The organism is Ignicoccus sp., assembly GCF_056435145.1.
Genome location: NZ_JBWNMZ010000001.1, coordinates 91,381 through 117,173, shown reverse-complemented (window position 1 = coordinate 117,173; position 25,793 = coordinate 91,381). Strand labels below are relative to the sequence as shown.

Here is a 25,793-nt window from a genome sequence, read left to right as displayed (position 1 = left end):
ATTCGAACCCCGGACCACCCGGTGTCTGGGCCGGCGCCCCCTCATCCCGCGGGCCAAGCCCTTGGAGTCCGGGGGCGGGCCTGAAGGGCCCTACAGCCGGGCGCTCTTCCGCTGAGCTACGGCGGGCTGCCGCCGGAGGAAGGGACGGGATTTTGTTAATAAGTTTTTGCCACGCTAGAATTAAAGTTCTGCTCGACCACCCTCTGGGGAGCTAGAAATGGGGAGGGTAAACAAGCCGCTCAGCGCGATAGAGAAGAGACAAATGAGACAGTTACTCCGTGAGCTGCGTCAAAAAATGATAGAAGAGAGGAAGGAGAAGAGGGGCGTAACCCTCCGGGTGGTTGCCGAGGCTAACGTGGTCGACCAAGCTCAGAAGGTAGTCAAAGGAATGAAGTACGTAACTCCCACAATACTCGCGGAGAAGATGGGTATCAGCGTGGGCTTAGCTAAGAGGGTGTTACGGGACTTGGAGACCAGAGGGATGCTCAAGCTCTATGCGAAGAACAGGAGGGTACAAGTATACGTCCCTAGCGATAAGTTCGAACAACTGGTAAAACCTGGAGCCTACAGCTACACCGTCAAGGAGATGTAGCCCTCCTTTCGATGAGGACCCTCGATCCCACTGATTTTTATGATGAAGATTACGCGTCCCGAGGTGTAAGGGAGATGATGGTTCCAGTGGATTTCTGGGAGACCACGAGGCCGAAGCCGGGCTTCAAGACAGTGGTAGGTTTTGTCGACGTCGGCTTGGTAGGTTTGATAGCCACTAAACACATGGTCGAGGAGTTGGAGCTCGAACTAATAGGCGGCATAGACTCTCCCTCGGAACTCCCCCTAACCCCTATAAGGGACGGGATCAGCCAGTACCCCATAGGTCTTTACTACAAGCACCCTTGGTTAGTCATATCGCCAGAGGTCCCCTTACCCGCTACACTGATCTATCCGATAGCCTCGGCCATACTCGACTACGTCGAAAGGAGGGGTACTACAGAAATAATATCATTAACTGGCTTACCGAGCGTTCAGAGGATAAAGAAGGAACCTAGTACCTTTTGGATAGTTAACGACCCCGACCTAGTTGGCGAAGAAACCATGAGGAAGATAGCCAGAGTGGGCGAGCCTTTGAAGGACGGCGTGCTCTACGGCCCGACAGCGGTCTTGCTGAAGCTGGCCAGAGGCAAGGGAATACCCGGAGTGACCGTGGTGGTCGAGGCCTTCCCCGACTTCCCGGACCCCGGTGCGGCAGCAAAGGCGTTGGACGCGTTATCCAAGATATATGATGTTGAAATAAATACCCGAAAGTTGCTCGAAGACTCAGAAAGGATAAGGGCCAGACTCCAAGAGATGGCCAATAAGGCTAAAGAGGTCATCCAAGAGAGGCCCCGTTCGATGATGTACGCTTGAGGGTGAGAGCTTTGGTTCGCGTCTCCCCAAACGGTAAAGCAGAACCCCTCCATACAGTCCTCGACCTCCCGGACAAGATAGAGATACTGATAGATCTGCCCTTGGCCGACGAAAGAAGTCTGAGTGTGAGCTTGTATCGAAGGACTTTGAAGGTAAGGGCGAGACTGAAGGAGAAGATCCTAATAGGGGGTTACGAAGTCGAAGAATACGTCAAGATTATGAGAATACCGGACGAGGCGGATGATGAGTACGAGCTGGAGGTAGTGAACAAGGAAGGTCCAATATTAATAATAGTGTTTCCAAAAGCAGCCAGACCGTGAAATACCCCCTATCCAAGCGTACAGCGGGTCCTAAGTTTTGGAAAACGAGTACAGACTGAAATTCTTTGAAGAGGAAGGGCTGAGGAGGAAGAAGTGTAAGGTTTGTGGCTCCTACTTCTGGACTAAGGGCGAACACGAGGTCTGTGGAGACTCCCCTTGCCAAGAGTACGAGTTCTTCGACGTACCTACTAAGGCTAAGTTAAGCTTAAGGGACGCGAAGAGGGAATTCATAAAGTTCTTCGAGGAAAGGGGGCACGTCCCCGTGGAGCCCAGGCCTGTGGTGGCCCGGTGGAGGGACGACCTCTTCTTGACGATAGCAAGTATAGTCGTGTTCCAACCTCACGTGACTAAAGGGGTGGTCCCGCCTCCTGCCAACCCGCTGGTGATAGTACAACCTTGTATTAGGCTGGAAGACATAGATAACGTTGGTCTAACCCTCGGCAGGCACATGACGGGCTTCCACATGGGAGGCCACCACGCTTTCAACTATCCCGACAACTGGGTGTACTGGAAGGAAGAGACGGTCAGACTCGCTTATGAGTTCTTCACTGAAAGAATAGGCGTTCCGGAAGAACTGATCAACTTTAAGGAGAGCTGGTGGGAGGGAGGAGGGAACGCAGGTCCCTCCTTCGAGGTCACCGTTGCTGGCCTTGAACTCGCCACCCTCGTTTTCATGCAGTACGACGTGGTAGAAGAAGGGAAGCAGAAAAAGTACGTTCCCATGAAGCTCAAGGTAGTCGACACCGGATACGGAATAGAAAGACTGGCGTGGTTTACCCAGAAGACGCCTACGGCGTTCCACGCGGTCTACGGTGAGTTGCTGCACGAGTTCCACAAGAAGCTGGGCGTGGATGAGCCTCCGCACGAGCTCTTGTACGAGCTCGTCAAGAGTGCTGGCCTAATCGACCCTGAGAGGTCGGAGACCCTAGAGAGAGTCTACAAGAGGGCTTCTGAGAGACTCGGAATGAGAATAGACGAAATAAAGGAGATTCATTCAAGGGCCTCGCTAGTATACCAAGTGATAGACCATACTAGGACTCTCATGTGGATGCTCGCAGACGGCATAGTACCCTCCAACGTTGGGGAGGGTTACTTGGCTAGGCTGGTTATCAGAAGAACTTTGAGAGCTCTGAAGAAGCTTAGGTCAGATGTGTCGCTCGCCGAACTCCTCAAGCTTCAAATTAACTATTGGCGAGACGAGTACCCCAGGGCTTGGAAGAACAGAGACTACATATTGGACGTTGTTGAATTCGAACAGAGGAAGTTTGAGGAAACGTTAAGGAAGGGTAAGGGTATAGTAATGAGGTTAATTAAGAGGAAAAAGGAAATAACATTGGACGACCTAGTGAAACTCTACGATAGCCACGGTATACCGCCCGACATAGTATCTGAAATTGCTAGGGAAATGGGGTTGACGATCGAAGTACCTCACAACTTCTATTCGATAGTAGCTGCTCGCCACCAGAAAACGGTGCACAAGGTTAAGGGTGCAGAGGAGAAGGGCAAACTCCCTCCGGAAATAGTAGAGTGGGCCAAGGAGTTCCCCCCAACGCGACGGCTCTTTCACGAAGACCCCTACATGAAGGAGTTCGACGCACAAGTAATAGGGGTCAAGAAGAACTACGTCATATTGGATAAGACCGCCTTCTACCCTGAAGGGGGAGGACAGGCCGCCGACACCGGAGTCATAATGAGCGGAAGCGGCTCCTACAGAGTGGTGGACGTCCAAAAGGTAGGTGACGTAGTAGTCCACGTGCTGGACAGAGAGTACTCCGGAGGCAAGGTGGTTGTGGGGAGGATAGACTGGGAGAGGAGGTATAGGCTGATGAGGCACCACACCGGCACACACCTCCTCTTAGGTGCTTTGAGGAAGGTCTTGGGCGACCACGTCTGGCAAGCCGGCGCGGAGAAGACCCCAGAGAAGGCGAGGTTCGACTTCACGCACCACAAGCCTCTAACCAGAGAAGAGATCAAGAAGATCGAGGAAGTTGCGAACAAGGTAATAGATGAGAGGAGGAGAATAAAGACTTTTACGCTTCCGAGGAACGAAGCTGAGGCTAAGTACTGGTTCTCAATATATCAGGGAGGAGTTCCCATGAGCAAGGACATAAGGTTGGTAGAAATAGAGGGTTGGGACGTGGAGGCGTGCTTCGGCACTCACTTGAACAACACCGGAGAGGTCGGCTCCCTGAAGATAATATCGACTAGGAAGATCCAAGACGGGGTCGTGAGGGTAGAGTTCGTTGCCGGGACTAGGGTTGCAGAGGAAGCAGCCAAGATGGAGGACCTAATTCACGAGGCATCGGAGAAACTCTCTACTAATCCGGAGATGTTAACAAAGAGAATAGACGTTTTAAAGAAAGAACTGTCAGACTTGAAGAAGATGGTAGCTGAATACCGCAAGAGGCTCGTATCGGAGTACATAAAGAGGGCAAGGTTGCTTGACGGCATCAAGTACGTCAGGATAGACTTGAGAGACCCGGAGCTTGTTCAAGAGGTCTTACGGGTCCTCAGCTCCGACTCCCCGGCTGCCGTAATAGTCGACGGAAGGGTCGAACTGGCAGCCCCCAAGGGAGTGGACATCGGAAAGATGGCCAGAGAGGTGGCCCGGGAAGTGGGTTGCAAGGGAGGGGGTAAGGACAGCAGGGCTACGGTCGTCTGCGAGGACGAAGAAAGGATCAACGAGTTCTTGAATGAGCTCGCTAGAGAGCTTTCGAGGCGGAGGGGCTGAGCCCGGGCCCTCCCCGAGACCTGAGCCCCGCGGCACCCCCGCGGAGGCCCACGCCGCCCGCGCTCCCCCCGTTCTCCCGCGAACGCGCCGCGGCCGGGGTTAGGCTGCTCCCTTCCGGGCCTGACCTGGTTCCCCCGGCTAAGGCGGTCGACCTCCGCCCTTCGGCGGAGGCTCCGCCACCGCGGGCCCCGCGGGGCGAGGGCCATTGCGCGGACGACGCCCTCCGCGGGACCGCGGGGAGCCTCGGGGAGTTGCTGGCCCCCGCGTTTCGCCCAATTCGGGCCCCTTTGCGGGGGGAGGGGGGCGAGCCCTCCGGCCCTACCCCGGTTGGCACCCCTCCGCCTCGTGGGGGCAAAAGGGATCCGGGCTTTTTATGAACACGGGCTACCGATGGGGAGCTGCGGTACTTGTGAAGGCTTTAGGACCCCTGGCGGCTCTTGTGTTGTCAATGTGTTCACGAAGCTGGTGGGACTCTGTGGATCGAGCAACGATATATATGTGTTTATTGTTATGTTCAAAGATTCCACCAATGACACGGGGGGGACGTAGGCGCAATCGATGCCGTTCTCTGCGGCCCACGCCTCTATGTCTTGACCGCTGATCTGCCTAAACTTACTGGCCAAGGCATTTAAGTAAGCTTTTTGTGACCTCTCTATTAACGGTAGGTAGTACTCCATACAGTTGATCGACTTTTCCGTACTGTCGAGGACGTTGTAGAACGCGTTCGCGACGTTGGACATAAAGCTCCTCAGTTGGGTAGGATCCCTCAAATCGTAGTTGGCTAAGCTTTGCGCCTTGCCCTCCGGGCCGAGGAGTTGTAAGCAAGCTTGCAATGCCGAAGGTACATTTTTGGAGAACGTTCCCAGGAGCGGCGTCAACAAGTCTGTGCCGAGGCTGTTCAAGATACTAATTAGAACGTTTTTAGAGTTTATCAGCAATGCCTCGTAAGGCCATATATTACTTATATAATAGTTGTAAGCACTAACGTAGTTGTTCCACACGTTCAGAACTAGGTTGTGGATTTGTATGTTGTTTATTGGACAAGGAGCCCCCATCTGTGATGAGTAGACGTTCGTGTAGAAGGGGTCGTTAAAGCCCAAGTAGTATTTTTTGGTAGTTGTATAGTTCTGAGGACTGCCGATCGCTACGCAAAGTATGAAAGTATTGTTTGTGAAGTCGGTTGCACAAGCGGCTAAGGACAGCCAAGCCTTCGTGGGTGCCGGCTCTATTGCGGTAATGTTTGCGCCGTTCCTAACAATGGTCAGTAAATTCCCCAAGGTAGTTGAATTCAAGTAAACGTCCACGCCCTTGGGATGGATTACGGAGGCAATCTCCGATAGGGTTTGCATGGTCTCCAAGGCCTCGTACTTCTGTAAGCGGAGACTCGCTTCGTTAACTAGCTTCCCTATTTGTTGGGAGTAATCGTTTAGCAAGTTAGCCCTCACGGAGCCCGGGTAGGTAACCTCAATCAAGGCGTTGCCGGCCCTCAAAGCGGAGCTCAGCCCTCTGGCTTGAACGAGTAGGTTAGTGACGTAATTTCTGAAGGTTAAATAGTTAGACACATAGTTGTTGCTCCACGAGAAAATCTCTTCATAGAGTCGACCCCCTGGTTTGAGCAAGCTTACGAGCCTTTCGAAGTTCGGCGTTATACTTCTGATTGCAGCTCCTATGTTGTTTACAGAATAACTGAGGGCTTCGAGGGCTATTTTGGACTTACAATAAGCTTGGGCGAGCTTCGTCAGCAATGCTTGTGTGGTCCTCTCCCTAATTGACTTCACAATTGGATTTTGTGCTACGAGGAGTGCGGAGAGGAGCATCACTATAATCACTACCCGCACGACTTAATCACTCCGCTGGAACCTCTGTTGTGGGAGTTAATTGTCTTGAGGTTTGTAGAAAGGGCCCTCATCGAGGTTAGGGAGCCCACGCCGCTCGTGGGGAGCATAGCGTTCGGAATAATAGACAGAGGGACGAATGTCTTGCAAGTTAGGGTCACTACGATCTGTTCTATGTGTTGTAAGTTTTGCAGCGTGGATGCCGGTCCTTGTTCGAGGAGTAGGTGGTCGGACTTCGTGCTGACAGACTTAGAGTGGTTGAGGGCTTGGGTGAGCGAGGTAATCAAGTTCAAGGGAGTACCGGTGGAGGTCTTGTTGGACGGCGTCGGAGATCCCTTGGAACACCCCGAAATAGTGGAGGTAGTGAGAGTCCTTAAGTCCGTAGAAGGCGTGGCCAGCGTGGCTCTAGAGACCCACGGCTTAAAGTTAAACGAAGACTTAGCCTTTTCATTGGCCGAGGCCGGGTTGGACAGGATAAATTTGAGCATAGAAACACTAGACGTCCAGAAGGCAAGAGAGCTCTCGGGGAGGCCCGACTACAACGTCAAGAAGGTTAAAGAGGTTGTTGAGAAGGTGTTCAGAGAAACTCAAGTAGACATTCACGTTACTCCGGTACTCTTGCCCGGCATAAACGACGAAGACGTAAAGGAAATAATAAAGTGGGTAAAAGAAGTAGGATTTGGAAAGAGATGGCCACCAATTACAATCCAAAAATACGTGAGGCACAAGAGAGGAAGAAAGATGAGAGGAGTAAGAGAGATGACGTGGGACGAGTTCTGGGATTATATAGCAAAGCTGGAAAGGGAGATGAACGTGAGACTGAGGTGGACTATGGACGAGTGGGGTATGATTAAGACGAAGAAACTCCCCGAGTTTTACAAGAAGGGTGAAGTAGTCAAATTAGAGATAGTGTCCAGAGGGTTGCTGAGGGACGAGTGGCTGGGCGTACCGGTGGGCTCGAGGAACGTGGTAATGACAGTAGTGAACGCAGACGTGGACGTGGGGAGCAGGATTAAGGTGAGGGTCAGACAGAACAAGGATAACATCTACTTGGCCTCGCCGTAGTACTGGGTCATTTCTTCAACTATTTTCTCGTGGACCTTGCGTCCGACCTCCCTCGATGCTTTGTTCGTGGTAAGTATCGTTAAGCTCTGGTCTAGCGGTCCTTTAGAAACCATCATGACCGGCTTGTTGTTGAATAAGGAGAGCACCTCCCCCACGAAGTCCAACTCCTCCAGTCCCCTGCCCACGATGGATACTGCGGTCACGTTGTCCTTTATATTCGTTTCGACAGATATACCCTTCCCTTCCAAGGCGTTCCTAATGGCAGTTGAGACGAGGTCGGCTTTGTTGGACTTGACCGCAATTGATATAGAGATCTCCGAAACCGGTTGCGATATCGCGTATATGTTGGCCCCAACTTTAGTTACAGATTCCATGACGGCTGCGGCCACGCCTTTAGTTCCGACCATTCCTACACCTTTTACCGTTATTATTGCTAAGCCGTTCAACAATGCTACCGCCTTTAGCATAGGTCCTCTACGCCCGTGGGATATCAGAGTGTTCTCTCCCTTGGGGTCGTACAAACTTAGCACCCTCACGTCCACGTGCCTCCGGAGGACAGGTTCGAAAGTCCTTGGGTGCAACCTCTTGGCTCCCAGATGGGCCAGCTCTATCGCTTCCTCCACGGACAACTCTTTTATAGTTACGGCATCTGGGAATTCTTTGGGATTTCCTGTCTTTATGCCGTCTATATCGGTGTAGAGCCTCACCTCGTCTGCCCTCAACGATGAGCCCAAGATGGTAGCCGTCAAGTCGCTCCCTCCGCGCCCCAACGTGGTTATACTGCCCTCCAAGGTCGACCCTAGGAAGCCCGTCACCACCGGCACTCTGCCCTCCTCCAAGAAAGGCTCCAGCCTCTTCGGCACCTCCCTCTCTATGACGTCGTACAAGGGTACAGCTTCGTTGTAGTTCTCGTCCGTGAAGATTCCGGCCCCTTGGGGCGTCAGCGGGACGGGGCTCAAACCCTCCCTCTCCAAGGCAGCAGACATAAGTATCGTGGAGAGCCTCTCTCCGAACGACAGAACGAAGTCTCTGGTCCTCGGAGTGTGTTCCTTAAGGATTTCTAATGCCCACAACACGTTTCTCAGTTCTTCTACGTTCTTCTCTAGCTCCTTGAACCATCTCTCTGAAGACCCCAGCTGGCGGAGGACCTTTTCGTGACGCCTCTTGAGAGCCTCGACATATTTCTTCCAGTCCTTGGGCAGACTCCCCGAGACTTTGAGCAACGAGTCTGTGACCCCCTTCATAGCAGAGACTACGACAACTACCTTCGATCCTTCTTCGACGCACTCTTTAACCACCTTTGCCGACGTCGAGTAACCCTCCGCGTCTCTCAGCACGGAACCGCCGAACTTGGCGACTAACTTCATCTGGAGCCCGTGGGCGGAGGACTAGATACTTTAAAAATAGATTTCTCCCTCAAGCGCCTCCGAATATGGCTTTTAGGTTAGCTTGTAGCGCATCAATAAGAGAAGTCACTTTGTACACCATGTACACCCAAGCTAACGTAGCTATGAGGGATAGCAATATTATGGATATCTCAAAGAGTGTAAGGCCCTTGAGGGCGGTGCTCCTCCTCAAGCCCTATCTCCCGCCAACCGGTTAGGACTATATGAAAAATAAAGCTTAATCCCACGCTTCGCGTCGGCCCCCCGGGGTCCTGAGGGCCGCCGAGGGCGGGCTGTGAAGGACCCCGGCGCCCCTGGGCACCTCCCCCTCACATCAAGATTAAGGCCTTGTCCCAAGAGGCGCTCGGGGGCGTACAGCGGTTGAGCTACCCGCCGGAGATATCGGCCATACTCGGTCAGAAAGGTATAGAAATAGGGGATCTGATTAGAGTCGCAAGGGACGACGGCTTAGTGGTTGAGGGTATATTGATGCCCCGGCCGAAGGGCGGAAAGTACATAGTCATTAAGTTAAGGAACGGTTATAACGTTGGAATAGATATAAGAAGAGTAAAAGAAATAGAACTCTTGACAAAGAGGAAGCCCCAGAGGAGGGAGAAGGGAGGAAGGCCTCAGAGGAGGCCCGACTACCCTCTTGTTAAGGTTCTGGGCACGGGCGGGACCATAGCCTCTAGAATAGACTACGAGACGGGCGCGGTGAAGCCAGCGATGAGCACCGAGGAGCTCGTCGAGGAGGTTCCGGAACTCCTAGAATTTGCTGACGTAGAGGCCGAGCAGATAATGGACGTCCTTTCAGAGAACATGACTCCGGAGATGTGGAGCCTTATAGCGGAAGCCGTGCACGCCGAGCTGCTGAAGGACGAGGTCGCCGGGGTGGTGGTGACCCACGGGACCGATACCATGACCTATACTGCATCTGCAATGGCTTTTGCTATAAGGGAAATTAACAAGCCTGTGGTATTCGTGGGGGCCCAGAGGAGCTCCGACCGGCCTTCCAGCGATGCCGCAATGAACCTCGTCGGAGCGGTCGCGGCGGCAGCTAGGTCTGACATAGCTGAGTCCGTGATAGCGATGCACGGGGAGAGCAGCGACACCTTCGTGGTTTTGCATAGGGCGACGAGGACGAAGAAGTTCCACTCCACGCGCCGAGACGCGTTTCAAAGCGTGTGCGCTCAACCCATAGCTTACGTGTGGCCGTGGACCGGCGACGTCGAACTTAAGTCTCCCCCCTTGCGGAGGAGGAACGACCGAAGTCCAAAGCTGATGAACTCCTTCGAGCGGCGCGTGTTACAGCTCAAGGCCTACCCCGGCATGCCGCCGGAGCTTCTCTACTTGGCTAAGGAGAAGGGGTTTAAAGGAATAATAATCGAGGGCACGGGAATGGGCCACGTTCCAGAGTACTTGGTGAGCGCCATAAAGGAATTGACCGAGTCCGGGATATTTGTAGGTATAACGACTCAGTGCGTCCACGGTACTACTAACTTGAACGTGTACGCTACCGGGAGGAAGATGCTGGAGGCTGGGGCGTTCCCCTTGGGAGATATGTTAACCGAAGTAGCTACGGTCAAGCTCATGTGGGCTTTGGCGAACTATCCTGCGGAGGAAGTACCCAAAGTTATGTTAACCCCTCTGGAGGGCGAGCTGAAATACCGTCGGCTGCTCAGAGACTACCGGCTCTCGTATGAACGATGACCTTTCGCAAGGAGGCCACAAAGCTTAAGGGGGCTACAAGGGGATCGTACGGCAAGCTCGTTATCTCGGCTTTCGACTTCATAGCTAAGCTCCTCACCCAATGTTCTTCGGAGGACGTGGTCAAGACTAATAGCTTCTTGCCCTTGAGACTTGCGCCGTCCACTTCCTGGTAGTACATCGCGGGCACTCCCGTCGCGTAACTCAAAGCTTGGGCAGCCATCTCCATGCTGTTTGTATATATAATGACTTCAATATTTAGGTTTATTGATAGCGGCACCTCCAAGTCATTTAAATCCTCTTTGATCCTAGCGGCCCTGGGGTTGTTAGAGCCCTCTAGAACCTTTTCGAGGACCGAAGAACCGGCCTCGAGGAGTGCGCTCAGTAGGTCCGGAGGGAGCTCGCGAGCGGGGTAGGCGCTTAACTTGCTCTTGAGTTCGTAGGGGAGCCCTTCCAAGGGGGGCCTGTAGAACTCCACCCCGTAGCCGGCGATCTTTAAAGCTTCTAGAACCCTCAAGGTATTTGAGGGATCTCCGAGACCGAACACCGTAGCGCTTCCCTCTCCTTCGGAGAAAGGCAAGTACCTTTGGACTACTTCTTCCGGCCTCAGCACAAGAGCAAACGTCCCCCTTAGCTCCATTAATGCGTTCGCGTAGAGCTTGGCCAAGCCCGAGGCGGGGCCGGTAAATGTTATCAACATCACTTCTTGACACCCTTTAGACGGGCATATATTTCTTCCTTCAAGTTTGTCCTCTGCGCGGCGAGGTCCCTCTCCGGGAACCATATAGGCTTCTTACATTCCTTCCCCCTGTAGGGACAGAGTATGCAAAAGTGAGCGCTCACGAACGCTACGGGCTTGTCCTCCACCTTACCTAGGATCATCTTCTCCATTAATGCGCACCTTTCTCCTATTTGACCTTGGCCGTCTAGAGGTCTCTTCCAATATATAACCAACTTCCGCGCCCCCGCACTACAGTCCTTGGGGGTAAAATTGTTAAGAAGAATGGAGCTACTGAAGGAGCTTTTGCTCTTAATACCATTGGGGAAGGTGACAACTTATTCTTCGTTGGCATCCGTCCTAGGCACCCATCCCAGAGCTGTAGGGTCGATGCTAGCGCGAAACGACGAATTATTCGTTTACCCTTGTCACCGAGTCGTTATGTCAAATGGCAAGCTGGGCGGTTATGTACTCGGTAAGCGTTTCAAGAAAATGCTTTTAGAAATCGAAGGGGTGGAGTTCTGTGACCCCGAAAGGGTGTGTGAGGAAAGCATCGTAGACCTTAGAGAGCTGCTCTTTTAGAGAACAGAGCTCGAAGTAAGAGCGCAGCCGTGGGCACGGCCCACATGGGGAAGGTCACTGCTCTCCCGTTACCGCCCCCTTCGCTCATCAATGTTAATGAGGTTAAGTTCCAGAAGAACACCTTATTGTCGGTCAGGGTGAAGTTATTTGCAATTATGGGTATAGTCAAACAGCCTTCGCCAATTATAGTGTATTGTGGAAAGCCATTGAAATATACTGTAACCGTGTCGTTGCAAACCCTCAAGACGTTCTGAGTGGGTGTGAGCGCGTCTTGTACGACCGCGTTTTGAGATTTAGACACTATTAGATAAAAGAATAGAAATGTATAAACTTCTTTGTTGAGTCCCAAGGGAGGTACCCGTAAAGTAGCGCGAACCTCTCACTCTCCCGCCTCAAAGCAAATAACGTTGTGAGATCACACTTCCCTCGCGCGCCGACCCCCTGGACGGAGGCCGTTGGCCTCAGAATGAAAGGGGGGACTGTCAGGCCCTCACATCAGGGACCAGATCCTATGAAACCGAGGGAGCTTTACAAAGAGATACTGAATAACGTAACGCAGCACTTAGCGGGCGTGGAAAGGCCGGTAGAGATTTTGACGATCTCCTTGTTGTCGCGCGGTCACGCGCTTCTGGAAGGGGTAATAGGAGTCGCTAAGACTACCCTCGCTAAGCTCTTCGCCCAGAGTTTGGGACTTAGGTTTAAGAGAGTCCAGATGACTCCAGACTTGTTGCCTGCTGACTTGTTGGGCGGTAAGATATTCGATCCTAAGACCGGCGAGTTCAGGACGGTCAAAGGACCCATATTTACTAACGTCTTACTCGTTGATGAAATAAATAGAGCCTCTCCCCGGACACAGTCCGCGCTACTGGAGGCTATGCAAGAAGGACAAGTAACTATAGAGGGCGAAACTTTCGAACTACCAAGGCCGTTTTTCGTAATAGCTACCATGAACCCTGTCGAGATGGTCGGGACCTACCAACTCCCAGAGGCGGCTAAGGACAGGTTCGTCGCCAGCATAGATATGAGGTTCCCTCCTAGGGAGGTAGAAGTGATGGCAGTCATATTAGACTCGGAACGTCGCGCTAGGGAGCCGGCGGTGAGCCCCGTAGCGACCCCAGAGGACGTAATAGACGCAATAGAACGTACACAAGGAATAAATCTCAATAAGAAGGTTGCGGAGTACATAGTGGACGTAGTGAGAGCTACCCGACGCGCTCCGGGCGTGGTACTGGGAGCCACGACGAGGGCCGCGATACACTTGGCTAGGGCAGCAAAAGCAAAGGCGGCTATAGAAGGCAGAGACTTCGTCCTTCCCGACGATGTTAAGTACGTGGCCCCGTATGTTTTGGCGCACAAGATACTAGTGGAGGTGCCAACGACCCGCCTCTTCGCTTCTAGAGACGCTGCACTTAAGATAGTTCATGAGGTCCTCGAGGAGGTGGAGCCTCCCGCATGAGGTTCCTAGTGGCCTTAGCTGTTCTAACTTTAGGATACATTATGTTAAAGTCATTGAAGCCGTTGGACGTTGGAGCGCTCGCGGTGGGCGGGAGGGTAGAGGTACCTTACTCTTGGGACATAAACGGACCGAGAGTGGTCCTAGCTTCGGTCACGCCTCCCGAGCCCAAGTGGCTCAGAGTAGCTTCGTTCAGTATATATGTGGGCAACGCTTGGCTCAAGGGAAACGAGGACCTCTCCGGCCGGCCAGGCGGCGCCGAGTACAAGGTCGGCGTAACGCCTTACGCGATAATGTTGTACCCGGCCTTACCGGTCCCCCAGCCCGCACCCGGCTATGCGCCTCAAGGGCGCGGACTCCTCAAAGTCCAAGACGAATTTAGGAGCAACTCATTCGTAACTACGGTTAGGGTAAAGTACGGCCCTCCGTTTCCTTACGGGGACTACCCTGAGCTCAATTACAGGGTCTCGGCCGTCTTAGGAGAAGCAAAGCACTGGTCCACTCCAAGAGTCCAGAAGCTCGCCAAGGAGTTACTCGAAAAGTTTAGGAACAGAACCCTCAAGGACCTCTTAGGGTACTTGACCTCTTGGCTTCGGAGAAACTACGACTACGCGACGCGGTATTCGGGAACTCCGGCGAAGGATGCGGCGGACTGGTTCCTCTTCGTTTCTAGGACTGGGATGTGCGCCCACTTCGCTACGGCTGCAGCAGTCCTTCTTAACGATATGGGCATTAGAGCACGCGTGGTCTACGGCTTCGCTATCAGCTACGTTAATAACGGTCTAAGAGTATTTACCACGCCCACCCACCTTTGGGTCGAAGTTTGGACGCCGGGAGGCTGGGTCCCCTGGGACCCTTCCCCGCCGCTGACCTCGGCCGGCACTTCTGTCGCCACCTTACGACGTCCGGCCCTCCAAGCTCCCCGGGGGCCCGAGGGGATGACCGAGGGGATGAAGATGAATAGGTCCAGCGAGAACACCTCCTCGACGTCACACTTCGCCGGCGTTCCATTGGAGTTTATAGTAGTGGTACCCATAGCAATGTTAGCCTCGGTATACGTCGCCTCCCTTAGGGAATGGTTCGTCGCGTGGCCTCTTGCCTTCAGAGGCTGTGTCGAACGGCTTTACGGAGTAAAAGGCCTAACTCTCAAGGAAGTGGCCAAGATCACAGGCATTGAAGACCTCGAGCGCGTACAGAAGGAGTACTTGCTGAGGGGTAAATGGCCGAGGAGGGGCATTTTGAAGGCAGTGTATTGGTGTATAGCCTGGTGGGCGAGACGCATCCGCTACAAGCGGCGGTGAGCGCCCTCCTACTCATGTCCTCTGTAATAATATTGTTAAGCGCCTATCAAGTGAGCGCAGAAGGCTTTCCAGAGGTAGAATACTTCAGAGAGAAGATATTCGTCAGGGGAGAGTCGAAGAAGTTAGCGGAAGCATGCGTGGACTTGGTACAAGAGGTGCCTAAGGGTCCAGCGAGACTTCTGCTGTCGCTGTCCTTGAGGCACGCGAGAGAGTACCTATCGTACGGAGCCTTCACCGCTGCAGCTTACGAGGCAAGTCGCGCTTACAAGTTCTATAAAAGAATCAAGAAGCTCTTGCAAACCACTTCTTGATTAAGCCTAGCTTGGAGAGTTTGTGATAACCGTAACCGGCCTTGATCGCGCCCAACACCTTTTCCTGATTCTCCTTCGGGACGTAGCTACCGCCCACATAGCTCGCGCCTAGGAGCTTTGCGAAGTAGGGGTGAACGGTTGCTGTGGGCCCCAGCAACACCTTCTCCTTGGCCGACACTTTCTCGAGCACGTAGGGGCCCCGGGGGTCCAACAGTGAGGCTCCCGAGGCTACTATCACCTCTGCGCTGTCTTCTAGGAGAACGTATGAGCCCGGGTAAGCTTCTACCCCTATTTGCTTTGCTTCACAGCGTAGCTCGTGATCGTCTTCATATAAGACGACCCGGGCCCCCCTCTCCAGCATTTCGTCTACCACCTTCCTCATATATCCTATTATTATCACCTTGTCTCCTTTTTTAATGTCTATCAAGTCCGTCACAGAATGTGTAGAAAAATCAACCTTTCCTCCTTCGTCTATCCATTTGTGCGTGAGCGCCGACATGGCGGCGAGCGCCAACGAGGTCTCTGCTCCGCCCTTCCATGCTAGCGAGAACACCTTTCTCACGTACGCATTAGGCTCGATAACTTCGTTCAAGCCCTCGGAGTCCGGTAAGAACGCAAAGCCTATGCGTCCGTCGACCAACACGTAACTCATCTTTCTACACAGTCCATAATCCTCTACACGTGATGATGAGTAGTCTGAGAGGACTGACTTCAGAGTAGCTAAAAGTGCGTTGGAAAGGATATTCATAACGATGATCCCCGGTCCTTAAAGTCGAGCCGGGGGTAGAAAGGTTCAGTTGAGGCTCATGTCTTCCCTTATGTGGATCTCGAACACACGTGAGTTCTTACTTTCTGCTTGGTACAGTATGGTGAGAGTGTCTACGAGTTCAGCTACGCGTACAGCTCGCTTTAGGTTTATCAAGTAGTCGCGACCCTCCTCCCGAGCGCACGAAAACTCCATAAGGTATTTGACACAGAGGTCATTAAGTTCCCCCTCTACTCCGAGGGACCTCAAGGCGCCGACCAACTCTTTCAAAGGCACACATTCTCTCCCTCCCATCAATTTACTCAATTCTTCCACACACTCCAAATGCGGTCCCAGAGGGACGTGCTGTATGTAGCGTAATCAGACGTTCTGTACCTTTAGGCCACTTAAAGTACGCTAACGTAAGGTTAACGTTTGGCGAGGCTCTTTTCAAGGACTTCCAACAATTCTCTGTGTTTAGAATAAGCCAAGTTAAAGGCTGTGGTGACCTTGTCTAGGTCCAGCCACGCGGGACCACTCTTTTGTAACCCTACTAACCTTCCTCCCTCATCAAAAGAGAAGACGATTCTCCCGTCGGCTACTATTTCCTCTTCGAGCGTCGGATCTACCATGAATATGCTTTCCAATACATTTAAGGTTACGCTGACCGCTTTCTTCGTTATCGGCAACGGCTTCCTAGTCGCTTCGTTCACTTCGACGCTCCCGTCCTCTCGGACTACGTATTCTGGATACTTGGTGTCTAAGAGAGCTGCCATAGATGCCAGCATGGAGGCGTCGAACAAGTTACCATCGTGGTCGAGGACGTAGACGTCCAACCAAACTACTAGAACCTTTTCGCCCGGTATCAAGACTAGGTCCTTTAAGTCTATTACCTCAGGCTCCCTCAACGAGCGATCTATGAACCTCGCCAGCTCTATTGCGTTCTCGTCAGGCGGTCCTGGCTCGAATTCGAACGAAGCTAAGGGAAGTAGCTCGACGTTTACGTTCAACACGCCGGCGTCGGGAACGTCCTTGAACGGTCTGCCTACCTCGACTTTCACTCCCGCTAGCACCTTCGTGTTGCCTATCTCTACTAGGGCACTTCCGTGAGCCTTCCCTCCTACGCCCAAAGTTATCTTAATTGGGCGGTATTGGTCGAGCCCCCTCTTGTCTATCCGGGTCCCTCTCTTGGCGAGGGACAGTATAGTGTCTCTCTTCAGCTTGGGGACTATAGGGATATTGAATGGTGTTATCGACATTTCAAACCTCACCCCCACCGTACTTCTCAGCCAATACCTTCTTCTGTAGTATGTGAATCCTCTTGATTCCTTCCCAAGCTAGCCTGAGGGCTTGGGGAATTTCGCGCGGCTCCAAAACTCCGTTGAGCTGTAACAAAACTATCTTGTTCAAGGAGGGTATCGCTGCTACCGGCATATCGGCTTCGCCGTACATGTCTTCGAGTTCGTCTATATCTAATACCAATGTTCCTTGAACCTTTCCTACGGCGACTCCAGCGACCAGCCCCTTCATGGGTATGCCGGCATCTGCCAACGCCAGCGAGGCTGCGGTCAAGGCAGCAGTCCTAGTTCCCCCATCCGCACGTATAACTTCTATAAACACGTCGATGACTGTCCTGGGGAACAAGTGGGTCAGTATAGTCACCTCTAGCGCTTCCCTTATCACTTTAGAGAGCTCTATCTCCCTCCTGCTCGGTGCAGGATTCTTTCTCTCGTCGGTACTGAAGGGGGCCATGTGGTACCTACACCTAATTACCGCTCTGTCGGGCAACACCATGCCTCTCGCGGGCGGCTCTCTAGGCCCGTACACCGCTGCAATCACCTCAGTGCCACCTATCTTGAACCAAGCTGAGCCGTCTGCGTTGTAGAGCACGCCTACCTTCATATCTAGGGGCCTTAGGTCTGCTGGTCCTCTCCCGTCGTGGCGTTTTCCATTAACTATTAGCGGCACCGGGGGTTCCTTCATCATAGCAGACCCCTCTCGTGTTTTTCGGTGGCGATAAGAACTCTGACCTTCTCGGTCAATCCGGCGGCGAACGCCTCTCTCTCTATAAGTTTTATTGCTAGAGTTACTATGTCCTCGAGCTCCTTATTGGGACACTTAATCCATATCCTACCGTTTGCCCCAACTATGATCTCGCATCCGGTGTCCCCCTTTATGACTTTCAACATACTTTTCTTCTTTCCTATGACTCTTGGGACCCTTGAGGGTTTTATTTCCACTATCTTACCGTCCACGACCCTCCCCAACCCTTTGCCTTGTACGTTCAATACTGGATCTTTTGTTCTATCAAATGATTCTACCTTAGCTATTATATAATCTCCTATGTCTAGGTATTCTTTCAAGTTGTCCTTGGCAGGATTGTACGGCCTCCCCAAGAGGTTGCTGACGTGAAGGACGGCCATGTATGGTGAGTTTATGTCGACTTGCCAGTGGGTTAGTACGAAGTTCTCAACCACCCCTATCACTAGGTCTCCGGGCTTGGGGACGTATGTTCCCTCAAAGGGGATGAGAGTGACTGTGTTGTCCGTTATTTCCGCCATCCCGGCCACTGCGGCGTAAATAGCGTCTCCGAGCTTGTATAAATACATTATAGACTTAGGGCTGATGGTATAGCTTCCTTTAACTACCAGATCTCCGGGCATCACTAACTTCCTTTGAACTTCTTCGTTCTGCTTGTTCACCCTTTAGCCCCATAGGGGGGACGGGGCGGAGCTAAATATGGTGGTCGTGTGAACCTAAGAGTGATAGCCGGTCAGATCACCTACATTGAGCGTCTTTATGTATATCATTACATACCCGGAGCTCATGTGCTTTGGATTTCCCTCGACGATTGGGAACCTCCTGAGGGTCCCTTAGAGTTCTTACAAGGCGAAGGAAAATCCATATCGATTAACGAGATAATAAGGAGGGCTCTCAAATATTCTACAAGGACCTTGGTTGTTGATGGCCCCCTCCCCTACGGGGCTGCGAAGGAGTTCTTGAGGAGGGGGTTCAAAGTAGCCGTAAGGTACGACTCTTCACTCGAACTTCCTAAAGGAACGTCTATGTTAATGCAAGTTTCTAATCCTGAGGACTTAAGAGCTCAGTTGAAGTCGTACGACGACGTCCATTTGGAACTCTACCCGACCAGTCTCGACGTACTCGAGCTAGCGCCTAAGGACGTGCCGATACACCTCTTCTCATGGCTTGATTATTTAAAGGTGGAAAGGATGGGCTTCCAGTACGTTTACAATCACGTACAACCTTATCGGGAAGACACCAAGTGCCCTAAGTGCGGCACTCCTAACGCTGTGAGGGAGAACGACACGTTGCTGGGATGGGACGGGCCTAGGTGCCGGAGGTGCGGCTTCCGCTTACACTACCACTCGGAAGAAACGCCGGAGGTGCCTAGGGTTATACGCGAGTGGCTCTCTTGGCGCTTCTCCGTTCCAGTGCTTTGACTGCCTTTTGAAGCCACTGGCTAAGCTTCGTGCACGTCGCCGGGTCGAAGAAGTTCCCTGGTCCGCAACGGTTGGCGTGAGGACAAGAGGTGCAAGGGACCTTAGCCACCAGACCCATTCTGACTTTGACGTCCAATTTAATGCTTCTGGGAACTCTCCTCTCGTACTTGACTTCTCTCTTCTCTTCTTCTTCCTCTTCTTCTGGGACTTTATCTACGAGAGCGGTCAGTCTGTAAGTTTTTCTTCCTTTAACCGTGACCAACTCTCTATGTATCAGTTTTTTCTTCGCTAAGCGGAGGGCTATCCGGGATCCGTCGCGGCTATCTATGTTTAGTTTCTTCCAGAGATCTTGTTGAAGGAGTCCTTCTTTCCCAGCCTCAATGATCAGTTTGAGCGCTTTCTTTTCGAGCTCACTCAAGCTCAACTTTTCTGAGCTCATACTTTTTTGTCCCAGTAGCTTTCTGTGGCAACAACACTATTTAAATCATTCTTCCTGGCTGCCCTCCTCGCTCTCCTTCGTTACTTCGAATATTTTTATTCCCCTGAAGACCACGTGACTTACGTTGTAGTCAGTAAGTACGGAGAATATTCTCTTTTCGGCGTCTTTTATTTTCTCATCATTCACTGCCTCATCTTCGACGTAAACGTTGATGTCTAATATCGGCATATTTCTTCCGCTCCTAAATATGAGTACTTCGGAATCGGGGAAGGATTCCGCTATACTGCCTAGTACGTCCCTCAACGCGTTTATGTTCCACTTTGCTTTTGTAAACCTGAAGCGCAGCCTCTTCATTTTCTCCTCCACATTAAGCTGTCGAAGGTCGGCTTAAGGGTTTGTTTGCGACCCCGGAAAATTACGTCAGCGAGGCCAGGAGGTGGTTGTACACGTCCCTCCAGTGGGGAGAGCTACCAAGCCATATCCTTTCGCTCTCCACTCCTTGTACCACGAGCATCTTTAAGCCGTTTATCACTTTGGCGCCCTTTGTAAGCCCAACTTTTAGGAATGGTGTAAGCAAGGGCTTGTAGACCATATCCATTAGCACGTGCCTATCCTCTATCACGCTCGGAGGTATCGGCACGGAAACACCGTCCATGCCTACGGGCGTCGCGTTTATTATTATGTCATGTTCCTTTATCTTTTCTGCCTCACTAAGGCTCGCGTACTCCACTCCGAACTCCTCTGCGAGCCTCTTTGCCTTCTCCGCCGTTCTGTTGAATACAGTTACATACGCTTCGTCCTTTAACGCTACTACGGCCGCCCTGGCCGCCCCTCCAGCGCCCAGAACGGCTACCTTCAATCCCCTTGGGTCCACAACGTCTTTTATGCTGCTCCTGACGCCCTCCACGTCGGTATTGAATGCATACACCTTCCCGTTTTCGATTTTTAGTGTGTTTGCAGCCCCTACCTCCTTCACTAGGTCGTCCATGACGTCTACATACTTTAATATCTCTACTTTATGAGGAATGGTCACGTTTATGCCGTAAAAGATCATGTCGGCAGACGTCATAAATTCTCCTAAGCGGTGTGGAGGGACGTCAACCTTTATGTAATCGGCTTCTATGCCAAGAAGACGGAAGGATATTTTGTGCAGCAACGGGGACAACGAATGTTCGATTGGATGACCTATCACCCCGAAGAGCATTGTTCTCATTCCTATGACCCTTCTCAGTAACACTTATTTGCGCTGAGTTAGGATTATCTAAAACGGTGTAAGCTGTGTTCGGTAGGTGGTGGGGCAGAGGCAGAGGACGGGGCTGGAGGCGTTTCGGCAAGTGGGGCGGTGGTTGGTGGTGGTACTACTACAACGCACCCCCGGTAGCCCAGCCCCTGACCCCAGAGGCCAGGCCACCCCAAGCTATCCAAGGCGAGAGCCGTAAGCTCCAAGAGCCCCCCGTTTGGTGGGGTCCGGGCTGGAGATGGTGGTACTGGTGGTATTACGCGCGGAAGGATGAGCAAGAATAATTGTTTTTAAATTATATCAAGTTATATGACCATGTAAGTCCCTGAATAGGCCCACTGGAGCCTACCCCGAGACGTAGTCGGCTGCCGGACAAGAGGTTCCCACGTAGCTGAGCAATATCAAGGCGTCGTTCTGGTTTATCGCGCCGTTCTGGTCCACGTCTCCTGTTATGCTGAATATGTCTTTGAGCTGCGGAGGTAAGCTATCTATTACGGTGTTGCAATACTTTTTGTTCGATATAAGCTGAGTCATACAAGCTACTACCTCGAAGTCCTTCATAGTATACTTCCCGTCCAAGTCTACGTCCCCCGGGCACTTCCGGGCGAAAGTCACCTCGAAGCTTTGCATTACTGCGCCGACGTAACTGGGTGGAAGGTTTAAAGAGAACGGCGCCGTGGGGTAGGCTGAAAGGCTTACGCTGACTATCATGGGCTGAACCGTTATCAGCCCCGAGGGGCCGCGGTTGGGGGTGTAGCCCCCTTGGGTAGCGTAGCCAATGGCTCCCTTGACTGTGAATACGTAGTAAGCCGGCCGGGAAAAGTCCCAGTAGCCTGCCGGCTTTAGCGCGTTGGGCACGCTCCACCCCCACTGCATGCTTATGTTAGTTATCCCGCCGAAGTTATACACATCTGATACCGGAGCGTAATAGGGGGATCCCAACGGACAAGAGTTCCCTTTGGCGATCATCCGGCGGCCGTACAACGACACGTCCGAAGGTGACGTTGAGATGAAGTAAGTCAACGTTATTGTGTCTCCCTTCTTCAGCTTTATGTTATAAGGCGCTAGGGCGAAGAAGTAGAACGTCCTCATGTTGAGTGCTAGGAACCTCGCGACGGAACCGGCGACTGCGGCGCTCGCCATCTCCGGCCTCGGGGTTACCACACACATAACGAAGAGCTTTTCCGCCACCTCTCCTAACATCTGTTTGAGTGCCGCGTACCTAGGGGGGACGTTCGTGAGAACCTTGAACTCAACATCCATAAACTTTTCCAAGGTGCCGAGTGCTGGGTAGAAGTTCATTATACCTTCATAGTACAAGGAGCACGAGTTGACGCCGTCACAGACCTCAAGGGGCGTCTCTACGTACAGCTTGGTGAAGAGATTGCTATGTAGCTTGACTCCCTCGATCATTAATATTCTTCTTCCATCGAACTGGAAGCCGTAGGAGCCATATATCCTAACGGGGGTCATGGGGGTCGCGGCTTGTACGACGCTAGCTACCACCACTATCGTTAACAAATATGTCACACGCCTCAATTAGATCTCCCAGCGCGCTCTCGCAAAACGCTTTTACTTCTTCTAAAGGTTTGGGAAACCTAGTTGAGAGCACGAAGCCGCCGAAGTGGTCGCTCCAAGTGAATATGGGCTTTTCATCTATAGGCCTAAATATTTTAAGCGCTTGGGGCAAGCTGGAGTCACAGTTGTTTTTACAATAAACTATTAGGGCGACGTGAACCCTCTTCCGTTCTACGTTGATCCCGGCGCTCCACGCGATGAGCTTCATAGCGTTCCCAGCCAGTCCCGTCGTAAGGGATTAGTCCTATGAAGGTTGAGGAAGCGCTAACTGCTTTGGTAAGGAAGAGGCTTAGGGCCGGCCTAATAGGGCCGGGAGACGACGTGGACGCCATCGAGATTGGCGGCGAACGTTTGGTCTTCAACGTCGATGGGTTTAGTGCGAAAGGCGTGATGATGGAATTTATGGATCTGAGTGATGTAGGCTGGAGAGGGGTTACGGCGTGCGTGAGCGACTTGGTTGCAAAACTCGTCAAGCCCATGTACTTCCTCTACTCAGTTTACGGGAGGTCCGTTGAGGAGGTAAGAGAAGTAGTCGAAGGCTTAGTGGAAGCGGCAGAAGAGTATGACCTCGCCTTCTTGGGTGCTGACACGAACAAGGGGGAAGCGGCCGTGGACGTCTTCTGCTTTGGCCTCAGTCCTTCCGACCCCCCGAGGCTGGGGGGAGCGAGGCCTGGGGACAAAGTAGTGGTTCCCGAAGGGTGTTGGGGGTGCATCAACAGGTGCTTAAGAGGGGAGTACTGGGACCACTGCAAGAGGCCCAAGGTGCCCTTAGACTTCCCGAAGCGCTTGGAGGACTACAGAAGCTACGTCCACGCTTCTACTGACTCCAGTGACGGCCTCGTGGTCAGTTTGTACAAGCTGGCCAGGGCATCAGGCGTAACAATAGCCCTTCAAGAACCCCCTCAGGGCCCCTTAGGAGAGGAGGGCCTCTACGGCGGCGAGGAATACTTACCCGTACTCGTGGTAGACCCCGCGGTCAGCGAGGCGGTCGAGAGAGCAGTTGGCGGTAAGGCGATAGGTAAGGTGCTCTCAGGGCCCAGTGAAGTCCTTTACAAGGGAAGGCGCCTCAACGTCCGCGGCTGGGAGTGGTTCTAAATGGTTCCCCACCATCTGTGCCGGGGCGAGCGGTGGAACTCAAACCGAAGCTAGAACTCAAGAGGTGGGACTTCAAAATAGAGGAGCAAGTGAGGTCGTGGTGGGAGAAGGAGAACTGGTGGAAGTTCAATCCGGACTCCCCGAAGCCCAAGTTCGTTATAGATACTCCCCCTCCTTACCCAGCCCCGTTGTGGCACATAGGTGCAGCAGTGAGTTACGCAATGCACGATATGATAGCGAGAGCGATGAGAATGATGGGTTACGAAGTGCTGTACCCTATAGGGTTCGATAGGAACGGCTTGCCAATAGAGCTCTACGTTGAGAAGTACTTAGGTTTAACTCCTTGGAAGACCGACAGAGAGAAGTTCCTCGAGACGTGTCGTCAAGTCTTAGACTCTTGGGTAGAGAAGATGAAGGTAACGTTAAAGAGGCTTTTGATAGCTGCCGACATAGACAATCCATACCAGACCGACTCTCCGGAATATAGGGCGTTTACCCAAGCGACATTCATAGAGGCGTGGAACAAGGGCCTCGTGTACGAGGCGGAGAGGCCTAATAACTGGTGCCCTAAGTGTAGGACTACAATCGCCGACGCGGAGGTCGAGTACAAGGAAATGAAAGGTATAATGGCGTATATAAAGTTTAAGGTCAAGGATTCAGACGAAGAACTCGTCATAGCTACCACGAGACCTGAGCTGTTGTGTGCTTGTAGAGCGGTGGTCGTCCACCCCGACGACGAGAGGTACAAGGAGTACCACGGCAAGAAAGTAATAGTCCCGATATACGGTCACGAGATACCGGTCCTACCCCATAAGATGGCCGACCCCAACTTCGGCACAGGCGCGATGATGGTCTGTTCTTTTGGAGACTGGCGAGACGTGCAGATCTTCAGAGAGCTGGGCCTGACTCCCGTGAAGGCCATAGACGAAGAGGGCAGAATGACTGAATGTGCGGGACCCGTGGCCGGCTTGAAGGTCAAAGAGGCCAAAGCAAAAATAGTTGAGATATTGAAAGAACAAGGGTACTTAGTTAAGGTAGAGGATATAGTACACAAGGTTCCGGTTCACGAGCGCTGCGAAACACCAATTGAGATAATACCAATGAAGGAGTACTACTTAAAACAGCTTGAATTTAAAGAAGTGTTGAAAAAGTACGCTGAAGAGATGAAGTGGCAACCAGAAAGGTACAAAAAGAACCTACTCCAATGGATAAACTCCGTGAGCACGGACTGGCCCATATCCCGGAGGAGGTTCTATGCAACCGAGATACCGGTCTGGACTTGTAAGAGGTGTGGTTACAAGTACGTCCCCCCTCCGGGGAGGTATTATAGGCCCTGGAAGGAAGACCCCCCTATAGACAAGTGCCCTAAGTGTGGCGCCAGAGAGTGGGAGGGCGAGAAGAGAGTTTTCGACACCTGGATGGACTCTTCGGTGACGATACTCTATATATCGAAATACATGAGAGACGAGGAGTTTTGGAGAAAGACCTTCCTCGAGGGAATAAAGTTAAGGCCTCAAGGATACGACATCATAAGGACGTGGCTATACTACAGCTTGCTGAGGGTTCACCAGTTAACAGGTAAAAGGGCGTTCGATTTAGTTTTCATCAATGGAATGGGTCTAGATCCTAAAGGAAAGAAGATGAGTAAGAGGTACGGGAACGTAATATTACCTGATGAAGTGCTCAACAAGTACGGCGCGGACGCGACGCGTTTCTGGATAGCTTTGGAGGTCAAGCCCGGCGAGAACTACAGGGTAATCGAAAACAAAATACAAGGCGCCCAGAAGTTCTTAACAAAGTTCTTAAACGTCGCTAGGTACGTCTCTTCCTTCCCTTACCCGGATGACCGGACAGAGCTGAAGGGGGCCGACAAGTGGATCTTGGCGGAGCTAGCCGAGCTCATAGAAAAGGTTAGGAAAGCTTATGCAGAGATGGACTTCCACACCGTGGCCGAGGAGTTCTATCACTTCGTATGGGACAAGTTCTCATCCCATTACATAGAGTTGAGTAAGAAGAGGGCCAGAATGATCGACGAGAGGTTCGACGAAGGGGACGCGAGGGCCGCTTGGTGGACTTCGCATACCGTTCTGAAAAACCTACTCTTGATACTGGCACCGATATCGCCGGCCATAAGCGATTACTTGTGGCGCAAGCTTTACTCTTCGGAAAGCGTACACGCGCAGCGCTTGCCGGAGGTCACGGAGGAGTGGCGCGACGAGGCCTCGTTGCGGAAGGGTAGGACCGTAATGGAGCTCAACTCCAAGGTATGGAAGGCGAAGAAGGAGGTGTTAGGTAAGAAGCTGAGCGAGCCCGTGACGGTGGAGGAGCTCAAGTCCGCCGGCGTGGAGCTCCCGGAGCTGGAGGACTTCGAGGAGGACTTTGTGGCGTTACACAACATAGTCAGGGGATGACGTCTTCCGGCG

The 25,793-nt window shown here is 52.3% G+C and carries 29 protein-coding genes and 1 other RNA gene; 14 read left to right on the top strand and 16 right to left on the bottom strand.

Going from position 1 to position 25,793, the window contains the following annotated elements; translation table 11 throughout:
- Window positions 1-217: 217 nt before the first annotated feature.
- From AC1HCZ_RS00750 to alaS, 4 genes are all read left to right on the top strand, one after another.
- Window positions 218-592 carry a hypothetical protein gene (locus AC1HCZ_RS00750; RefSeq protein WP_479461633.1) on the top strand — a complete coding sequence of 125 codons (375 nt, stop codon included), beginning with the start codon at window positions 218-220 and terminating at the stop codon, window positions 590-592.
- 74 nt (window positions 593-666) lie between these two features.
- Entirely contained in the window at window positions 667-1,404 is a 738-nt protein-coding gene (locus AC1HCZ_RS00745) for a proteasome assembly chaperone family protein (protein WP_479461632.1), read from the top strand.
- A gap of 11 nt (window positions 1,405-1,415) precedes the next feature.
- Window positions 1,416-1,724: an Hsp20/alpha crystallin family protein gene (locus AC1HCZ_RS00740; RefSeq protein WP_479461631.1), complete on the top strand. Its 309-nt coding sequence runs from the start codon at window positions 1,416-1,418 to the stop codon at window positions 1,722-1,724.
- 37 nt (window positions 1,725-1,761) lie between these two features.
- The gene (gene alaS, locus AC1HCZ_RS00735) at window positions 1,762-4,455 is read left to right on the top strand and encodes an alanine--tRNA ligase (RefSeq protein ID WP_479461630.1); all 2,694 of its coding nucleotides are present in this window, start codon (window positions 1,762-1,764) and stop codon (window positions 4,453-4,455) included.
- An 18-nt stretch (window positions 4,456-4,473) separates the two neighbouring features.
- Here the strand turns inward: alaS and ffs are convergent.
- Both ffs and AC1HCZ_RS00725 read right to left on the bottom strand, forming a co-directional pair.
- Window positions 4,474-4,783: signal recognition particle sRNA (ffs, locus tag AC1HCZ_RS00730), an RNA gene on the bottom strand.
- 43 nt (window positions 4,784-4,826) lie between these two features.
- Window positions 4,827-6,293, bottom strand: coding sequence for a hypothetical protein (locus AC1HCZ_RS00725; protein ID WP_479461629.1), 1,467 nt, complete (start codon window positions 6,291-6,293; stop codon window positions 4,827-4,829).
- Window positions 6,294-6,320: 27 nt separating this feature from the next.
- On the opposite strand from AC1HCZ_RS00725, the gene AC1HCZ_RS00720 reads away from it, so the two are divergent.
- The gene (locus tag AC1HCZ_RS00720) at window positions 6,321-7,355 is read left to right on the top strand and encodes a radical SAM protein (RefSeq protein ID WP_479461628.1); all 1,035 of its coding nucleotides are present in this window, start codon (window positions 6,321-6,323) and stop codon (window positions 7,353-7,355) included.
- On the opposite strand, the gene AC1HCZ_RS00715 is transcribed toward AC1HCZ_RS00720, so the two are convergent.
- Together AC1HCZ_RS00715 and AC1HCZ_RS00710 are read right to left on the bottom strand one after the other, a co-directional pair.
- The gene (locus AC1HCZ_RS00715) at window positions 7,337-8,722 is read right to left on the bottom strand and encodes an aspartate kinase (RefSeq protein ID WP_479461627.1); all 1,386 of its coding nucleotides are present in this window, start codon (window positions 8,720-8,722) and stop codon (window positions 7,337-7,339) included. The genes AC1HCZ_RS00720 and AC1HCZ_RS00715 overlap by 19 nt on opposite strands.
- Before the next feature lie 49 nt (window positions 8,723-8,771).
- Entirely contained in the window at window positions 8,772-8,933 is a 162-nt protein-coding gene (locus AC1HCZ_RS00710) for a hypothetical protein (protein ID WP_479461626.1), read from the bottom strand.
- Between the two features lie 188 nt (window positions 8,934-9,121).
- Here AC1HCZ_RS00710 and gatD point away from each other — a divergent pair, with 188 nt between their 5' ends.
- The gene (gatD, locus tag AC1HCZ_RS00705; protein WP_479461625.1) at window positions 9,122-10,450 is read left to right on the top strand and encodes a Glu-tRNA(Gln) amidotransferase subunit GatD; all 1,329 of its coding nucleotides are present in this window, start codon (window positions 9,122-9,124) and stop codon (window positions 10,448-10,450) included.
- Here gatD and AC1HCZ_RS00700 read toward each other — a convergent pair.
- Window positions 10,419-11,150, bottom strand: a complete 732-nt coding sequence (locus tag AC1HCZ_RS00700; protein WP_479461624.1) for a hypothetical protein — start codon at window positions 11,148-11,150, stop codon at window positions 10,419-10,421. The genes gatD and AC1HCZ_RS00700 overlap by 32 nt on opposite strands.
- Complete coding sequence (locus AC1HCZ_RS00695) at window positions 11,147-11,401, bottom strand: hypothetical protein (protein WP_479461623.1); 255 nt, start codon at window positions 11,399-11,401, stop codon at window positions 11,147-11,149. The genes AC1HCZ_RS00700 and AC1HCZ_RS00695 overlap by 4 nt, the downstream gene beginning before the upstream one ends.
- A 37-nt stretch (window positions 11,402-11,438) precedes the next feature.
- Between AC1HCZ_RS00695 and AC1HCZ_RS00690 the strand changes: the two genes are divergently transcribed.
- From AC1HCZ_RS00690 to AC1HCZ_RS00670, 5 genes are all read left to right on the top strand, one after another.
- Complete coding sequence (locus AC1HCZ_RS00690) at window positions 11,439-11,747, top strand: MGMT family protein (RefSeq protein WP_479461622.1); 309 nt, start codon at window positions 11,439-11,441, stop codon at window positions 11,745-11,747.
- Window positions 11,748-11,776: 29 nt separating this feature from the next.
- Complete coding sequence (locus AC1HCZ_RS00685; protein ID WP_479461621.1) at window positions 11,777-12,001, top strand: hypothetical protein; 225 nt, start codon at window positions 11,777-11,779, stop codon at window positions 11,999-12,001.
- A gap of 257 nt (window positions 12,002-12,258) precedes the next feature.
- On the top strand, window positions 12,259-13,203 hold the full coding sequence (locus AC1HCZ_RS00680; protein ID WP_479461620.1) for an AAA family ATPase: 945 nt from the start codon (window positions 12,259-12,261) through the stop codon (window positions 13,201-13,203).
- The gene (locus AC1HCZ_RS00675) at window positions 13,200-14,501 is read left to right on the top strand and encodes a transglutaminase-like domain-containing protein (RefSeq protein ID WP_479461619.1); all 1,302 of its coding nucleotides are present in this window, start codon (window positions 13,200-13,202) and stop codon (window positions 14,499-14,501) included. The genes AC1HCZ_RS00680 and AC1HCZ_RS00675 overlap by 4 nt, the downstream gene beginning before the upstream one ends.
- Entirely contained in the window at window positions 14,453-14,812 is a 360-nt protein-coding gene (locus AC1HCZ_RS00670) for a hypothetical protein (RefSeq protein WP_479461618.1), read from the top strand. The genes AC1HCZ_RS00675 and AC1HCZ_RS00670 overlap by 49 nt, the downstream gene beginning before the upstream one ends.
- Here AC1HCZ_RS00670 and AC1HCZ_RS00665 read toward each other — a convergent pair.
- The 5 genes from AC1HCZ_RS00665 to rrp4 all read right to left on the bottom strand — a co-directional run bounded on the left by AC1HCZ_RS00665 (window position 14,784) and on the right by rrp4 (window position 18,259).
- On the bottom strand, window positions 14,784-15,560 hold the full coding sequence (locus AC1HCZ_RS00665) for a Rossmann-like domain-containing protein (RefSeq protein ID WP_479461617.1): 777 nt from the start codon (window positions 15,558-15,560) through the stop codon (window positions 14,784-14,786). The genes AC1HCZ_RS00670 and AC1HCZ_RS00665 overlap by 29 nt on opposite strands.
- A gap of 45 nt (window positions 15,561-15,605) precedes the next feature.
- Complete coding sequence (locus AC1HCZ_RS00660) at window positions 15,606-15,902, bottom strand: hypothetical protein (protein ID WP_479461616.1); 297 nt, start codon at window positions 15,900-15,902, stop codon at window positions 15,606-15,608.
- Between the two features lie 83 nt (window positions 15,903-15,985).
- Window positions 15,986-16,834 carry an exosome complex protein Rrp42 gene (gene rrp42, locus AC1HCZ_RS00655; protein WP_479461615.1) on the bottom strand — a complete coding sequence of 283 codons (849 nt, stop codon included), beginning with the start codon at window positions 16,832-16,834 and terminating at the stop codon, window positions 15,986-15,988.
- Window positions 16,818-17,543: an exosome complex exonuclease Rrp41 gene (gene rrp41 / locus AC1HCZ_RS00650; RefSeq protein ID WP_479461614.1), complete on the bottom strand. Its 726-nt coding sequence runs from the start codon at window positions 17,541-17,543 to the stop codon at window positions 16,818-16,820. Before rrp41 ends, rrp42 begins: the two co-directional genes overlap by 17 nt.
- Window positions 17,540-18,259, bottom strand: coding sequence for an exosome complex RNA-binding protein Rrp4 (gene rrp4, locus AC1HCZ_RS00645; RefSeq protein ID WP_479461613.1), 720 nt, complete (start codon window positions 18,257-18,259; stop codon window positions 17,540-17,542). Before rrp4 ends, rrp41 begins: the two co-directional genes overlap by 4 nt.
- Before the next feature lie 48 nt (window positions 18,260-18,307).
- Between rrp4 and AC1HCZ_RS00640 the strand changes: the two genes are divergently transcribed.
- Complete coding sequence (locus AC1HCZ_RS00640) at window positions 18,308-19,018, top strand: hypothetical protein (RefSeq protein WP_479461612.1); 711 nt, start codon at window positions 18,308-18,310, stop codon at window positions 19,016-19,018.
- Here AC1HCZ_RS00640 and AC1HCZ_RS00635 read toward each other — a convergent pair.
- The 5 genes from AC1HCZ_RS00635 to AC1HCZ_RS00615 all read right to left on the bottom strand — a co-directional run bounded on the left by AC1HCZ_RS00635 (window position 18,972) and on the right by AC1HCZ_RS00615 (window position 22,483).
- Window positions 18,972-19,457, bottom strand: coding sequence for a helix-turn-helix transcriptional regulator (locus AC1HCZ_RS00635; RefSeq protein ID WP_479461611.1), 486 nt, complete (start codon window positions 19,455-19,457; stop codon window positions 18,972-18,974). The two genes, AC1HCZ_RS00640 and AC1HCZ_RS00635, sit on opposite strands and share 47 nt — an antisense overlap.
- Window positions 19,458-19,502: 45 nt before the next feature.
- Complete coding sequence (locus AC1HCZ_RS00630) at window positions 19,503-19,811, bottom strand: hypothetical protein (protein WP_479461610.1); 309 nt, start codon at window positions 19,809-19,811, stop codon at window positions 19,503-19,505.
- Between the two features lie 61 nt (window positions 19,812-19,872).
- Window positions 19,873-20,694, bottom strand: coding sequence for a shikimate dehydrogenase (gene aroE / locus AC1HCZ_RS00625; protein WP_479461609.1), 822 nt, complete (start codon window positions 20,692-20,694; stop codon window positions 19,873-19,875).
- Between the two features lie 348 nt (window positions 20,695-21,042).
- Window positions 21,043-22,236, bottom strand: coding sequence for a dockerin type I repeat-containing protein (locus AC1HCZ_RS00620; RefSeq protein ID WP_479461608.1), 1,194 nt, complete (start codon window positions 22,234-22,236; stop codon window positions 21,043-21,045).
- Complete coding sequence (locus tag AC1HCZ_RS00615; RefSeq protein ID WP_479461607.1) at window positions 22,193-22,483, bottom strand: hypothetical protein; 291 nt, start codon at window positions 22,481-22,483, stop codon at window positions 22,193-22,195. Before AC1HCZ_RS00615 ends, AC1HCZ_RS00620 begins: the two co-directional genes overlap by 44 nt.
- Window positions 22,484-22,521: 38 nt before the next feature.
- On the opposite strand from AC1HCZ_RS00615, the gene AC1HCZ_RS00610 reads away from it, so the two are divergent.
- Both AC1HCZ_RS00610 and AC1HCZ_RS00605 read left to right on the top strand, forming a co-directional pair.
- The gene (locus tag AC1HCZ_RS00610) at window positions 22,522-23,370 is read left to right on the top strand and encodes an AIR synthase related protein (protein ID WP_479461606.1); all 849 of its coding nucleotides are present in this window, start codon (window positions 22,522-22,524) and stop codon (window positions 23,368-23,370) included.
- Window positions 23,371-23,402: 32 nt separating this feature from the next.
- A complete protein-coding gene (locus tag AC1HCZ_RS00605; protein ID WP_479461605.1) occupies window positions 23,403-25,781 on the top strand; it encodes a valine--tRNA ligase in 2,379 nt (792 codons plus the stop codon).
- Window positions 25,782-25,793 lie beyond the last annotated feature (12 nt).